Genomic DNA, 13,399 nt, shown 5'->3' with positions numbered 1-13,399 from the left:
CCATCGTGAACCCCACCGGCGCGCCGGTCGCCGACCCCGTCGCCGAGCCGTCCCCGTCCCGCACCGTGCTGGCGGCCCGCACCGGCGTCGCCGTCGTCTTCACCCTCAACGGCCTCGCCGTGGCGACCTGGTTCTCCCGGGTGCCGGCGGTCCGGGAGGCGCTCGACCTCAGCGCCGGGCGGCTCGGGCTGCTGCTGCTCGCCCTGTCCGTCGGCGCGCTGCTGGCCATGCCGACCGCCGGGTTGGTCGCCCAGCGGCTCGGCCCGGCCCGGACGGTGCTGGCGTCGACCCTGGTGCTGGCGCTCGGCATCACCGTCGCCGGGCTCAGCGCCGGCCTCGCCGGGTCGACGGTCGGGGTGGCCGTCGGCCTCTTCGGCGTCGGCTTCGGCTCGGGCACCTGCGACGTGGCGATGAACATCGAGGGCGCGGCCGTGGAGAAGCGGCTCGGTCGTACCGTCCTGCCCCGGTTCCACGCGGCCTGGAGCCTGGGCTCGGTGGCCGGGGCGGGCCTCGGCGCGGGTGCCGCCCGGGTCGGGGTGCCGATCGGCGTACACCTGGGGGTGGTCGCGGCGGTGGTGCTCGGCGGCACCCTGCTCGGGGCCCGGTCCTTCCTGCCGGCACCCGCCCGGGACGCCGGCCCGAGCGCGGCGGGCGACCGGCGGCGGGCGCTGCTGGCCGCCTGGCGGGAGCCGCGCACCCTGCTGATCGGCCTCCTGGTGCTGGCGATGGCGTTCACCGAGGGCAGCGCCAACGACTGGCTGGCGGTCGCCTTCGTCGACGGGTACGGCGTCAGCGAGGCCGCCGGCGCCGCCGTCTTCGGGGTCTTCGTGGTCGGCATGACCCTCGGCCGCACCGCCGGCACCGTCGCCATCGACCGGTGGGGGCGGGTGCCGGTGCTCTTCGGCACCCTCGGCCTGGCGGCCACCGGCGCCACCCTCGCCGTGCTGGCCGGCTCCGGTCCCGTCGCGATCGCCGGGGTGGCGCTCTGGGGGCTCGGCGCGTCGCTCGGCTTCCCGGTCGGGATGAGCGCCGCCGCCGACGACGAGGAGCGGGCCCCGGCCCGGGTCAGCGTGGTCGCCGTGATCGGCTACACCGCCTTCCTGGGCGGCCCACCGCTGCTCGGGCTGCTCGGCGACCACGTCGGTACGCTCCACGCCCTGCTCGTCGTCCCGCTCCTGCTGCTGCCCACCCTGGCCCTGGTGCCGGCCCTGCGCCCACCCGCCCACCGGGCGTGACCGGGCGGGCGGGTCAGGCTTCTCCCACCTCGCTCGCAGCCGGTTGTCAGGTGCCGGTGGTGAACTGGAGGGCAGCCGAGACGAGGAGGCGGACATGGGGTGGTTCACCCGCCGGGCTGCCGACCCGACCACGCCGACGAAGCTGGACCGGGAGGCGACCGCCGACGACCTCGCCGCGCTGACCGCGTTCGCCACCAGTCGGCGGGGCGTGGAGTTCTATCTGGAGCCGGAGACCACGGCCACCGACACCACGGTGGTCGCGATCGCGCACGACGGCGAGTGGATCCGGCGGCGTACCGGCACGCCACGGGCTGCCGCGAAGATCGCGCAGAAGCACGCGATCCCGCTCTACGAGGCGGCCCGCACCGGCTATCCGGAGCGGATGCGTGCCTGGAACCGGGCCCATCCGGAGCGCCGCGCCCGCTGAGCTGGGTCCTGCGTCACACCCGCCCCGGCGCGTCCCGCCGCCCGATCGAGCCCCGGTGACGACTCCGGACGCGTCGACGCGCCGCCATTCCCGGGCCCGTGTCGCCGCTCCGCCTCGCCCGTGCGGGAGCATTCCCCGCATCCTCGGCACCGGCGTTTCCGGTTCGCGACGACGGGCTGCCGGAGCAGCCCCGACAGGCCGCCTCGGCGAGGGTTTCCCGGCCCGGAGAATGCCGTCGGAGGAACCTTTCCGGAACTGCTGATCTCATTCACCAGCGCCGTTGTCGGCAGCGATTTCGCATCGAGTCGCGTCGATCATGTCGGCGGCGGGTGTGGGTGCGGTTGGGGGCCGTTGACCGGCGGCGGGCGGGTGTGGCAGCATTCGCGGCCTGACGGCAGTGAAGGAAGCCGGTGCGATTCCGGCGCGGTCCCGCCACTGTCACCGGGGAGCGATCCCCCCTCGTGAGTCACGGCCGTGCGTGCGCGGTTGGAAGGCCGGGGGTGAGCGTCGATCCGGGAGCCAGGATACTTCGGCCGTCGGGCAGTGATCCCAGGGCGTGGACACCCGAGGAGGACCCGATGACGCGCAGCGTCTCCACCGTCGACGAGATCCGTCGTCGCCGCACCGCGCACGGCAGTGTGCCCGTGCTCAGCCGTACCGCCGCCCCGGTCGCCCCGCGACCCGGCCGCCCCGCGTCGCCCGCGCTCGACGCCTCCGCCGCCGCCTCGGGCGGCGTCGCCGTTCACCGCTAGTTCCGCCGCCGCACCCACCGGCCCGCCGCCGGTGTCCCGGCCGGCGATTCGCCGTACCGGCTGAACCGCGCCCACCCTCGCCCCGCCCGACCGGCCTCCACGACGGTCCGGGCGTCACTCTCCGGAGCTGTCCGTGCGCGTACTGCTGCTCTCCACCGCCGACACCGACCTGCTCGCCGCCCGCGCCAGCGGCGCCGACTACCGGCTCGCCAACCCCGCCCGGGTCGCCGCCGACGCCGTACCCGCGCTGCTCGACGGCGTCGACCTGGCCGTCGTACGCCTGCTCGGCGGCCGACAGGCGTGGCCGGACGGCCTCGCCGCGGTGCTCGCCGCCGGGATGCCGACGGTGGTGCTCGGCGGCGAGGCGCTGCCCGACGCGGAGCTGATGGCCGCCTCCACGGTGCCCGCCGGGGTGGCCACCCAGGCGCTGGCGTACCTGGTCGAGGGGGGCCCCGACAACCTTGCCCAGCTGGCCCGGTTCCTCTCCGACACGGTCCTGCTCACCGGTGAGGGCTTCGCCCCGCCCGCCCCCACCCCGCCGTACGGCATCCTCGGCGACCCGCCCGCGACCGGCGCCGACGGGCGGCCCACCGTCGGGATCGTCTTCTACCGGGCGCACGCCCTGGCCGGGAACACCGCCTTCGTCGAGGCCCTGGCCGACGCGGTACGGACGGCCGGCGGGCACCCGCTGCCGATCTTCTGCGGCTCGCTGCGCGGACTCACCCCCGGCGCCGGACCGCTCGACCTCTTCGCCCGCTGCGACACCCTCGTCGTGACGGTGCTCGCCGCCGGCGGGACCGTCGCCGCCGACGCGGCCGGCGGGGGCGACGAGGACGCCTGGGACGTCGGCGCGCTCGCCGCCCTGGACGTGCCGATCGTCCAGGCGCTCTGCCTCACCAGCACCCGCGAGCAGTGGGCCGGCAGCGACGCCGGGCTCTCCCCGCTGGACGCGGCGATGCAGGTCGCCATCCCCGAGTTCGACGGGCGGATCGTCACCGTCCCGTTCTCGTTCAAGCGGATCGACGCCGACGGGCTCTCGGTCTATGCCCCCGACCCGGAGCGGGCGGCCAGGATCGCCGGCATCGCGGTCCGCCAGGCCCGACTGCGGCACGTGCCGAACGCCGAGAAGCGACTCGCGATCGTGCTCAGCTCCTATCCGACCAAGCACTCCCGGGTCGGCAACGCGGTCGGCCTGGACACCCCGGCGTCGGCGGTCCGGCTGCTCGCCGCCCTCGCCGACGCCGGTTGGCACCTCGGCGACGGACCGGTCCCCGACGACGGCGACGCGCTGATCCACGCGCTCATCGCCGCCGGTGGGCACGACGTCGAGTGGCTCACCCCGGAACAGCTCGCCGCCGCCGAGGCCCGCGTGCCGGCGCACACCTACCGCCGCTGGTACGACGCCGTGCCCGTCGGCCTGCGGGAACGGATCCGCGATCACTGGGGCGAGCCGCCCGGCCGGCTCTACACCGACGGCGGTGACGTCGTCCTCGCCGGGCTGCGCCTCGGCAACGTGGTGCTGATCATCCAGCCGCCGCGCGGCTTCGGGGAGAACCCGATCGCCATCTACCACGACCCCGACCTGCCGCCCAGCCACCACTACCTGGCGGCGTACCGGTGGCTGGCCGCGCCCGTCGCCGACGGCGGCTTCGGCGCCGACGCGGTCGTCCACCTCGGCAAGCACGGCACCCTGGAATGGCTGCCCGGCAAGGGTCTCGGGCTGGCCGCCGACTGCGCCCCCGACGCCGTCCTCGGCGACCTGCCGCTGGTCTACCCGTTCATCGTCAACGACCCGGGCGAGGGCACCCAGGCCAAGCGTCGCGCGCACGCCGTCGTCGTGGACCACCTGGTGCCGCCGATGGCCCGCGCCGAGACGTACGGCGACCTGGCGAAACTCGAACAGCTCCTCGACGAGTACGCCACCGTGCAGGCCCTCGACCCGGCCAAGGCGCCCACCGTCCGGGCGCAGATCTGGGACCTCGTCCGCGCCGCCGAGCTGCACCACGACCTGCACACCGAGCAGATGCCCGGTACCGACGACTTCGACGACTTCGTGCTGCACCTCGACGGCTACCTCTGCGAGGTCAAGGACGTGCAGATCCGCGACGGGCTGCACGTCCTCGCCGCCGCGCCGACCGGGGAGGCGCGGGTCAACCTGGTCCTCGCCGTGCTGCGCGCCCCGCAGGTCTGGGGCGGCGTCCGCGCCCTGCCCGGCCTGCGCCAGGCCCTCGCCGCCGGGTACGGCCTGGACGAGCAGGCGCTGCTCGCCACGCCCGGCGCACGGCTCGCCGTGCCGGCGGAGCTGACCGAGGCGGTGGACGGTCCCGCCGCGACCGCCGCCGACGCCGTCGACCTGATCGAGGCCCTCGCGCGCCGGCTCGTCGTCGGCATGGAGACCCTCGGCTGGGACGACACCAAGGTGGACGCCGTCGTCGCCGAGGTCGTCGGCCGGCCCGTCCCCGACGCCGCCGAGGTGCTCCGCTTCGCCGCCCGCGAGGTGGTGCCCCGACTGGACCGCACCACCGAAGAGATCGACCGGGTGCTCGGCGCGCTCGACGGCCGGTTCGTCCCGCCCGGCCCGTCCGGCTCGCCCACCCGGGGCCTGGTCAACGTGCTGCCCACCGGCCGGAACTTCTACTCCGTCGACCCGAAGGCCATCCCGTCGCGCAACGCCTGGGACGTCGGCGTGGCGCTCGCCGACTCGCTGCTGGCCCGGCACCTCGCCGACACCGGGGCGTACCCGGCGTCGGTGGGGCTGACCGTCTGGGGCACCAGCGCCATGCGCACCCAGGGCGACGACATCGCCGAGGTCCTGGCGCTGCTCGGGGTCCGGCCCACCTGGGACGACCGGTCCCGCCGGGTCACCGGCATCGAGGTGATCCCCGCGGCCGAACTCGGCCGGCCCCGGATCGACGTCACCGTGCGCATCTCCGGCTTCTTCCGGGACGCCTTCCCGCACGTGGTGGCGCTCCTCGACGACGCGGTCCGGCTGGTCGCCGCCCTCGACGAGCCGCCCGCCGACAACCACGTCCGCGCGCACGTCACCGCCGACCTCGCCGAGCACGGCGACGAACGCCGGGCCACCGCCCGGATCTTCGGCTCGAAACCCGGGGCGTACGGGGCGGGGCTGCTGCCCCTGATCGACGCCCGGAACTGGCGTACCGACGCCGACCTGGCCGAGGTGTACGCCGTCTGGGGCGGCTACGCGTACGGCCGCGACCTCGACGGGCGGGCCGCCCGCGCCGACATGGAACGCTCCTTCGCCCGGATCGCGATCGCCGTCAAGAACCAGGACACCCGCGAGCACGACATCGTCGACTCCGACGACTACTTCCAGTACCACGGCGGGATGGTGGCGATGGTCCGCCACCTCACCGGCACCTCCCCGGCCGCGTACGTGGGGGACTCGGCGATGCCGCACGACGTGCGCACCCGCACCCTCGGCGAGGAGACCCGACGGGTGTTCCGGGCCCGGGTGGTCAACCCGAAGTGGATCGCCGCGATGCGCCGGCACGGCTACAAGGGCGCCTTCGAGCTGGCCGCCACCGTGGACTACCTCTTCGGCTACGACGCCACCGCCGGCGTCGTCGACGACTGGATGTACGAGCACCTGGCCGCCGCGTACGTCTTCGACGCCGAGACCCGGGAGTTCCTGGAGCGGTCCAACCCGTGGGCGCTGCGCGGCATCACCGAACGGCTGCTGGAGGCCGCCGACCGGGGCCTGTGGGCCGCACCCGAGCCGGCGACCCTCGACGGGCTCCGCGAGACGTACCTGGCCAGCGAAGGCGACCTGGAGGACCGGCAGTGAGCGCGAGGAGTGAGCCGGGTCTGCGAGCCCCGCAGTCGCCACCGAAGGAGGCCCAGTGACCACGTACCCGTTCTCGGCGGTGCTCGGCATGGACGACATGCGGCTGGCGCTGCTGCTCAACGCCGTCAACCCGGCGATCGGCGGGGTCCTCGTCCGAGGTGAGAAGGGCACCGCGAAGTCCACCGCCGTCCGCGCCCTCGCCGCCCTGCTGCCGCCAGTCGACCGGATCGCCGGCTGCCGGTTCGCCTGCGACCCCGCCGCCCCCGACCCGGACTGCCCGGACGGCCCCCACCCGGCCGCCGCCGTGGCCGAGCGCCGCCCGGCCCGGCTGGTCGAACTCCCGGTGGGCGCCGCCGAGGACCGGGTGGTCGGCGCGCTCGACCTGGAACAGGCCCTCACCGAGGGGGTACGCGCCTTCGAACCCGGCCTGCTCGCCGCCGCCCACCGCGGCGTGCTCTATGTCGACGAGGTGAACCTGCTCCACGACCACCTGGTCGACCTGCTGCTGGACGCCGCCGCGATGGGCCGCTGCCACGTCGAACGGGAGGGCGTCTCCGTCCGGCACGCCGCCCGGTTCCTGCTGGTCGGCACCATGAACCCGGAGGAGGGGGAGCTGCGCCCGCAGCTGCTCGACCGGTTCGGGCTCACCGTGGAGGTCGCCGCCAGCCGCGACCCCGCCGTCCGGGTCGAGGTGGTCCGGCGCCGGCTCGCCGCCGACGCCGACCCGGCCGGTTTCGCCGCCCGCTGGGCCGACGACGACGCCCGGGTGGCCCGGCGGGTGGCCGCCGCCCGGGCCCGACTGCCCCGGGTGTCCCTGCCGGACCGCGCGCTGCGGCAGATCGCCGAGGTCTGCGCCGCCTTCGACGTGGACGGGATGCGCGCCGACATCGTCACCGCCCGGGCCGCGCTCGCGCACGCCGCCTGGCAGGAGCGCACCGAGGTGACCGCCGAGGACGTCCGGGTCGCCGCCCGGCTGGCGCTGCCGCACCGCCGCCGCCGCGACCCGTTCGACACCCCGGGACTGGACGAGCAGCGCCTCGACGAGGCGCTGCACCGGGCCGCCGACGACGACCCGGACGACGACGGACCGGGCTCCGGTGGTGCCGGTGGCACACCGGACGACCCGACCGACGGCGGTCCGACCGGTGGCGGCCGGGCCGGCAGCGGTCCCACCGGCGGCGCCTCCGGTCCGCAGCCCACCGGCGGCGACACCCCGGACGACGCGCGGCCCACCGGCGGCGACACCCCGGACGACGCGCGGCCCACCGGCGGCGACACCCCGGACGACGCGCGGCCCACCGGCGGCGACACCCCGGACGACGCGCGGCCGTCCGACGGCGACACCCCGATCGACGCGCGACCGTCCGACGGCGACGGTCGCGGTGGGGCGCACCGGGGGACCGGGGACGAGCGGGGGCGGGCGGTGGCCGTACCCGAATCGGGGTTGACGGCACGGCTGCTCACCGCGCCCGGGGTCGGCGAGGGCGTGCCCGGGCGGCGGTCCCGGGCGCGGACCGGGCGGGGCCGGACCACCGGGGCGCGGGTCCCGGCCGGCCGGCCCGGCGCGCTGCACCTGCCGGCCACCCTGCGCGCCGCCGCCCCGCACCAGACCGCGCGCGGCCGGACCACCGGACCGTTGCGGCTGCGCCCGCACGACCTGCGCGCGGCGGTCCGGGAGGGACGCGAGGGGAACCTGGTGCTCTTCGTGGTCGACGCCAGCGGGTCGATGGGCGCGCGGTCCCGGATGGCCACCGTCAAGGGGGCCGTGCTCGCCCTGCTCACCGACGCCTACCAGCGCCGGGACAAGGTCGCGGTGGTGGCCTTCCGGGGCGGCGGCGCGCAGACCCTGCTGCCGGCCACCTCCTCGGTCCTGGCCGCCGCCACCCGGCTGGCCGACCTGCCGACCGGGGGCCGCACCCCGCTCGCCGAAGGGCTCCTCGCGGCGGCCGAGCTGCTGCGGGTGGAGCGGCTGCGCGACCCGAAGCGCCGCCCGCTGGTGCTGGTCGTCACCGACGGCCGGGCCACCGCCGGCCCGCGCCCACTCGACCGGGCCGCCCGCGCGGCGGCGGTGCTCGCCGCCACCGGGGCGCCCTGCGTGGTCGTCGACTGCGAGTCCGGCCCCGTCCGCCTGCACCTCGCCCACCGCCTGGCCACCCAACTGTCCGCCCCGCTCCGCCCGCTCACCACCCTCACCACCGCCGGAGGCAGCGGCAGGACACGGACCCCCGCGGGGCCGCTGTCCGCCCCGATCCCGGCCGCCGTCCCGAACAGGAGTGCCGTCTGATGCCGCAGGGGAAGCCCAGCCACGTGCCCGTCGACGGGTTGACCACCCGGCAGCGGCGGAACCGGCCGCTGACCATCGTCCACACCGGTCAGATGAAGGGGAAGTCGACCGCCGCGTTCGGGTTGGCGCTGCGAGCCTGGACGGCCGGGCTGTCGATCGGCGTCTTCCAGTTCGTCAAGAGCGCCAAGTGGCGGGTGGGGGAGGAGAACGCCTTCCGGGCCCTCGGCGAGGTGCACGAGCGCACCGGCGAGGGCGCCCCGGTCGCCTGGCACAAGATGGGCGAGGGCTGGTCCTGGATCCAGCGCGGCGGCGAGGCCGACCACGCCGCCGACGCCCTGGAGGGCTGGCGGCAGATCCAGCGCGACCTGGCCGCACAGCGCCACGGCCTCTACGTGCTCGACGAGTTCACCTACCCGATGAAGTGGGGCTGGGTGGACGTGGACGAGGTGGTCGACACCCTCGCCGGCCGCCCCGGTTTCCAGCACGTCGTCATCACCGGCCGGGACGCCGACCCGCGCCTGGTCGCCGCCGCCGACCTGGTCGCCGAGCTGACCAAGATCAAGCACCCGATGGACGCCGGCCAGAAGGGCCAGAAGGGGATCGAGTGGTGAGCCGGACCCGACCGGCGACGACGGCACCGGCCGGTGCGTGGGCGCTGCCCCGGGTGGTCGTGGCGGCGCCGGCCAGCGGGCACGGCAAGACCACCGTCGCCACCGGGCTGCTCGCCGCGCTGCGCCGCCGTGGCCTCACCGTCAGCCCGCACAAGGTCGGCCCCGACTACATCGACCCCGGCTACCACGCGCTCGCCGCGGGCCGGCCCGGCCGCAACCTCGACCCGTGGCTGGTCGGCGAGGAGCGGATCGCACCGCTGCTGCGGCACGGCGCGAGCGTGCCCACCCCCGCCGACGTCGCGGTGGTCGAAGGGGTGATGGGGCTGCACGACGGCGCGGTCGGCCGACGCGGGTACGCCTCCACCGCGCACGTCGCCCGGCTCATCGACGCGCCCGTGCTGCTGGTGCTCGACACCACCGCCCAGGGGCGCTCCGCCGCCGCCCTCGCGCTCGGCATGCAGGTCTTCGACCCGGGCGTACGGATCGGCGGGGTGATCCTCAACCGGGTCGGCTCGCCTCGGCACGAGACCCTGCTGCGCGACGCGCTCGCCGAGGTGGGCGTACCGGTGCTGGGGGCGGTCACCCGGGCCGCCGAGGTCGCCGCGCCGGCCCGGCACCTCGGGCTGGTGCCGGTCGCCGAGCGGGCCCCCGAGTCGCTCGCCGTCGTCGCCGCCCTCGGTGAGCTGGTCGAGTCCACCGTGGACCTCGACGGGGTGCTGGAGCTGGCCCGGACCGCGCCGCCGTTGACCGTCGCGCCCTGGGACCCGGTCGCGGCCGTCGGTGGGCCCGTCGGCACGACCCGCCCGGTCGTCGCGGTCGCCGGTGGTCCGGCCTTCACCTTCTCGTACGCGGAGACCACCGAACTGCTCACCGCGGCCGGCGCGGAGGTCGTCGTGGTCGACCCGCTGCGCGACCCGGCGCTGCCGGACGGCACCCGGGCCGTGGTCGTCGGGGGCGGCTTCCCCGAGGTGCACGCCGAGGCGCTCGCCGCCAACGCCGGGCTCCGCGCCGACCTGGCCGGGTTCGCCGGCCCGGTCGTCGCCGAGTGCGCCGGCCTGCTCTATCTCGGCCGGTCCCTGGACGGGGTGCCGATGTGCGGGCGGCTCGACCACGCCGCCCGGATGACCGGTCGGCTCACCCTCGGCTACCGGGACGCCGTCGCCGCCACCGCCTCCCCGGTCCACCCCGCCGGCGACCCGGTACGCGGCCACGAGTTCCACCGCACCGTCACCGACCCGGGCCACGGCGAGCGACCCGCCTGGCGCTGGGACGGCGACGCGCACGGCTTCGTCGCCGGCGACGTGCACGCCTCCTACCTGCACACCCACTGGGCGGGCCAGCCCCTCGCGGCCCGTCGGCTGGTCGAGGCGGCGAGCCGGTGACCGCGCCGGACCCGGGCCGGCCCTGTGGCGGCTCCCACCCGGCCACCCTGACCGGGGTCGGGGTCGGCCCCGGCGACCCGGAACTGCTGACCCTCAAGGCGGTCCGGGTGCTGGGCGAGGCGGAGGTGGTCTTCGTACCGGTGATGGAGCGGCCGACCGCCGACGGTGCCGCGCCCCCCGGCCGCGCCGAGGCCACCGTGTCCGCGTACGTCGCCGCGGACCGGCTCCGCCGGCTGCCGTTCGCCCTCGACGACACCGGCGGGGTGACCGCCCGCCGCCGACGGGCCTGGGACGCCGCCGCCGACGCGGTGGTCGACGCGCTCGACGCGGGCGCCCGCGCGGTCGCCTTCGCCACCATCGGCGACCCCAACGTCTACTCCACCTTCGGCTACCTGGCGCACGGCGTGCGCGCCCGCCGCCCGGCGGTCGAGGTGCGCACCGTCCCCGGGGTGACCGCCATGCAGGAACTGGCCGCCCGCAGCGGCGTCCCGCTCTGTGAGGGACGCGAGCCGCTGACCCTGCTGCCGGCGACGGCCGGACTCGCGCCGGTCGCCGACGCCCTCGCCGGACCCGGCACGGTCGTGATCTACAAGGGCTGGCGCCGCCACCCGGCGCTGGTCGACGAGCTGCGCCGACGCGGCCGGCTCGACGACGCCGTGCTCGGCCGGGCCCTCGGCCTGCCCGACGAGCGGATCGGGCCGGTCGACGCCGCCGCCGACGACCTGCCGTACCTGTCGACGCTGCTGGTCCCGGCCCACCGGGACCGCCGGGGAGGAAAACTGTGACCACCACCGGAAAGGTCTGGTTCGTCGGGGCGGGACCCGGCGCCGCCGACCTGCTCACCCTGCGCGCCGCCCGGGTGATCGCGGACGCCGACGTGGTGATCTGGGCGGCCAGCCTGGTCCACGCCGACGTGCTCGCCCACGCCCGCCCGGACGCCGAGATCGTCGACTCCTCCCAACTGCCCGTCGAGGGGGTGCTGCCGCTCTACCGGCGGGCCGCCGCGCAGGGGCTGACCGTGGCCCGGATCCACTCCGGCGACCCGGCGCTCTGGGGTGCGGTGCAGGAGCAGCTCGACCTGTGCCGGGCCCTCGGCCTGGCGGTGGAGATCGTGCCCGGGGTGTCGTCGTTCACCGCCGTCGCCGCCATCGTCGGCCGGGAACTGACCATTCCCGAGGTGGCTCAGTCGGTGATCCTCACCCGCCTGGAGGGCGGGAAGACGCCGATGCCGCCGGGGGAGCGGGTCCGTGAGTTCGCCCGGCACGGCACCACCATGGCGCTCTTCCTCTCCGCCGCCCGCTCCGGGCAGGCGCAGGCCGAGCTGCTCGCCGGTGGCTACCCGCCCGACACCCCGGTCGTGGTGGCGTACCAGGCGACCTGGCCCGACGAACTGGTGGTCCGCTGCACGCTCGGCGAGCTGGCGGCCACCGTCAAGGAACACCGGCTCTGGAAGCACACCCTCTTCCTGGTCGGCCCGGCGCTCGCCGCCAGCGGCACCCGCTCGCACCTCTATCACCCCGGGCACTTCCACACCTTCCGCCGGGCCGAGCCCACTGCCCGCGCCGAGCTGCGCCGGACCCGCGCCACCCGGGCCGCCGACGCCGCCGGGGACGGGCCACCCCGATGACGTACGCCGAGCCGCCGCTGCGCGAACCGGACCTGCCGCGTACGGCGAAGGTCCGGCCCACCGCACTGCGTACCGGCTGGACCACCGGCGCCTGCGCCACCGCCGCGGCCAAGGCGGCCGTCACCGCCCTGGTCACCGGGGTGCCGCAGCGGGAGGTGGAGATCGGCCTGCCCGACGGCCGGCGGGTGCGCTTCCCGGTCGACCGGTGCGACGTCACCGCCCCGCCCGACCCCCACGCCGAGGCGGTCGTGGTGAAGGACGCCGGGGACGACCCGGACGTCACCCACGGCGCCCGCCTCACCGCCACCGTCGGCTGGCGTACGACGACCGGGCTGGACCTCGACGGTGGTCCCGGGGTCGGCACGGTGACGAAGCCCGGCCTCGGCCTGCCCGTCGGCGGACCGGCCATCAACGAGACGCCGCGCCGCATGATCGGGCAGGCGGTGGCCGAGGTGGTCGACCTGACCGAGGTGGGCGTCCGGGTGGTGGTCAGCGTGCCGGACGGGGAGCGGATGGCGCGCAAGACCACCAACCGGCGGCTCGGCATCCTCGGCGGCATCTCCATCCTCGGCACCACCGGGATCGTCCGGCCCTTCTCGACCGCCTCCTGGCGGGCCAGCGTGGTGCAGGCGGTGCACGTGATGGCCGCCCAGGGGGAGCGGACCGTCGTGCTGTGCACCGGGGGGCGTACCGAGCGGGCCGCCCGGGCGCTCCTGCCGGAGCTGCCCGAGGTCTGCTTCGTCGAGGTCGGCGACTTCACCGGCGCGGCGGTCACCGCCGCCGTCGACGACGGCATGACCGGGGTGGTCTTCGTCGGCATGGCCGGCAAGCTGGCGAAGCTCGCCGCCGGCATCCTGATGACCCACTACACCCGGTCGAAGGTGGACCTGTCGCTGCTCGGCGCGGTGACCGCCGAGGCCGGCGGCGACCCCGAGCTGGTCGCGGCCGTCACCGCCGCCAACACCGGACGGCACGCGTACGAGCTGTGGGCCGCCGCCGGTCTGCTCGGCCCCGCCGGGGACCTGCTCTGCCGCCGGGTACGCCAGGTGCTGCTCCGCTTCGCCGCGCACGCCGTCACGGTCGACGTGGCCATGGTGGACTTCGCCGGCGACCGGGTTGTCGCCTCCTCCGGCCGGTGGGCCGCGTGACCGCCCCGCCGCCCGACGTCGGCGCCCCCGCCGCTCCCGTCTCGTCCGCCGGTCCGGTCCCTTCAGGCGTCCCGGCCAGCGGACCGGTCTCCCTGGCGGATCCGGTTCCGGGCTGCGCTGTTCCC

Annotated in this window: 9 protein-coding genes, 1 pseudogene and 1 riboswitch; all 10 genes and pseudogenes read left to right on the top strand. The window is 76.6% G+C overall.

Going from position 1 to position 13,399, the window contains the following annotated elements:
* The first annotated feature begins 5 nt into the window (after positions 1 to 5).
* The 10 genes and pseudogenes from ABUL08_RS11315 to ABUL08_RS11270 all read left to right on the top strand — a co-directional run bounded on the left by ABUL08_RS11315 (position 6) and on the right by ABUL08_RS11270 (position 13,274).
* The gene (locus tag ABUL08_RS11315; protein WP_350937217.1) at positions 6 to 1,235 is read left to right on the top strand and encodes an MFS transporter; all 1,230 of its coding nucleotides are present in this window, start codon (positions 6 to 8) and stop codon (positions 1,233 to 1,235) included.
* A 94-nt stretch (positions 1,236 to 1,329) separates the two neighbouring features.
* The gene (locus tag ABUL08_RS11310) at positions 1,330 to 1,662 is read left to right on the top strand and encodes a hypothetical protein (RefSeq protein ID WP_350937215.1); all 333 of its coding nucleotides are present in this window, start codon (positions 1,330 to 1,332) and stop codon (positions 1,660 to 1,662) included.
* A gap of 375 nt (positions 1,663 to 2,037) precedes the next feature.
* A riboswitch (cobalamin riboswitch) is annotated at positions 2,038 to 2,214 on the top strand.
* Between the two features lie 26 nt (positions 2,215 to 2,240).
* The gene (locus ABUL08_RS11305; RefSeq protein WP_350937212.1) at positions 2,241 to 2,414 is read left to right on the top strand and encodes a hypothetical protein; all 174 of its coding nucleotides are present in this window, start codon (positions 2,241 to 2,243) and stop codon (positions 2,412 to 2,414) included.
* Positions 2,415 to 2,547: 133 nt separating this feature from the next.
* Positions 2,548 to 6,222 carry a cobaltochelatase subunit CobN gene (gene cobN / locus ABUL08_RS11300; RefSeq protein ID WP_350937211.1) on the top strand — a complete coding sequence of 1,225 codons (3,675 nt, stop codon included), beginning with the start codon at positions 2,548 to 2,550 and terminating at the stop codon, positions 6,220 to 6,222.
* Positions 6,219 to 8,506: pseudogene (locus ABUL08_RS11295) on the top strand (putative cobaltochelatase). Before cobN ends, ABUL08_RS11295 begins: the two are co-directional and overlap by 4 nt.
* Positions 8,506 to 9,117: a cob(I)yrinic acid a,c-diamide adenosyltransferase gene (gene cobO, locus ABUL08_RS11290; RefSeq protein WP_350937210.1), complete on the top strand. Its 612-nt coding sequence runs from the start codon at positions 8,506 to 8,508 to the stop codon at positions 9,115 to 9,117. The pseudogene ABUL08_RS11295 and the gene cobO overlap by 1 nt, the downstream one beginning before the upstream one ends.
* A complete protein-coding gene (locus ABUL08_RS11285; protein ID WP_350937207.1) occupies positions 9,114 to 10,499 on the top strand; it encodes a cobyrinate a,c-diamide synthase in 1,386 nt (461 codons plus the stop codon). The genes cobO and ABUL08_RS11285 overlap by 4 nt, the downstream gene beginning before the upstream one ends.
* The gene (cobI, locus tag ABUL08_RS11280) at positions 10,496 to 11,284 is read left to right on the top strand and encodes a precorrin-2 C(20)-methyltransferase (protein WP_350937205.1); all 789 of its coding nucleotides are present in this window, start codon (positions 10,496 to 10,498) and stop codon (positions 11,282 to 11,284) included. The genes ABUL08_RS11285 and cobI overlap by 4 nt, the downstream gene beginning before the upstream one ends.
* Complete coding sequence (cobM, locus tag ABUL08_RS11275) at positions 11,281 to 12,126, top strand: precorrin-4 C(11)-methyltransferase (RefSeq protein ID WP_350937204.1); 846 nt, start codon at positions 11,281 to 11,283, stop codon at positions 12,124 to 12,126. The genes cobI and cobM overlap by 4 nt, the downstream gene beginning before the upstream one ends.
* Complete coding sequence (locus tag ABUL08_RS11270) at positions 12,123 to 13,274, top strand: cobalt-precorrin-5B (C(1))-methyltransferase (protein WP_350937202.1); 1,152 nt, start codon at positions 12,123 to 12,125, stop codon at positions 13,272 to 13,274. The genes cobM and ABUL08_RS11270 overlap by 4 nt, the downstream gene beginning before the upstream one ends.
* Positions 13,275 to 13,399: the final 125 nt, after the last annotated feature.

Source organism: Micromonospora sp. CCTCC AA 2012012 (genome assembly GCF_040499845.1).
In the GTDB taxonomy this organism is placed as follows: Bacteria; Actinomycetota; Actinomycetes; order Mycobacteriales; family Micromonosporaceae; genus Micromonospora; species Micromonospora mangrovi.
The sequence above is the reverse complement of the archived record's forward strand: the minus strand, read 5'-3'. Positions and strand labels throughout refer to the sequence as shown.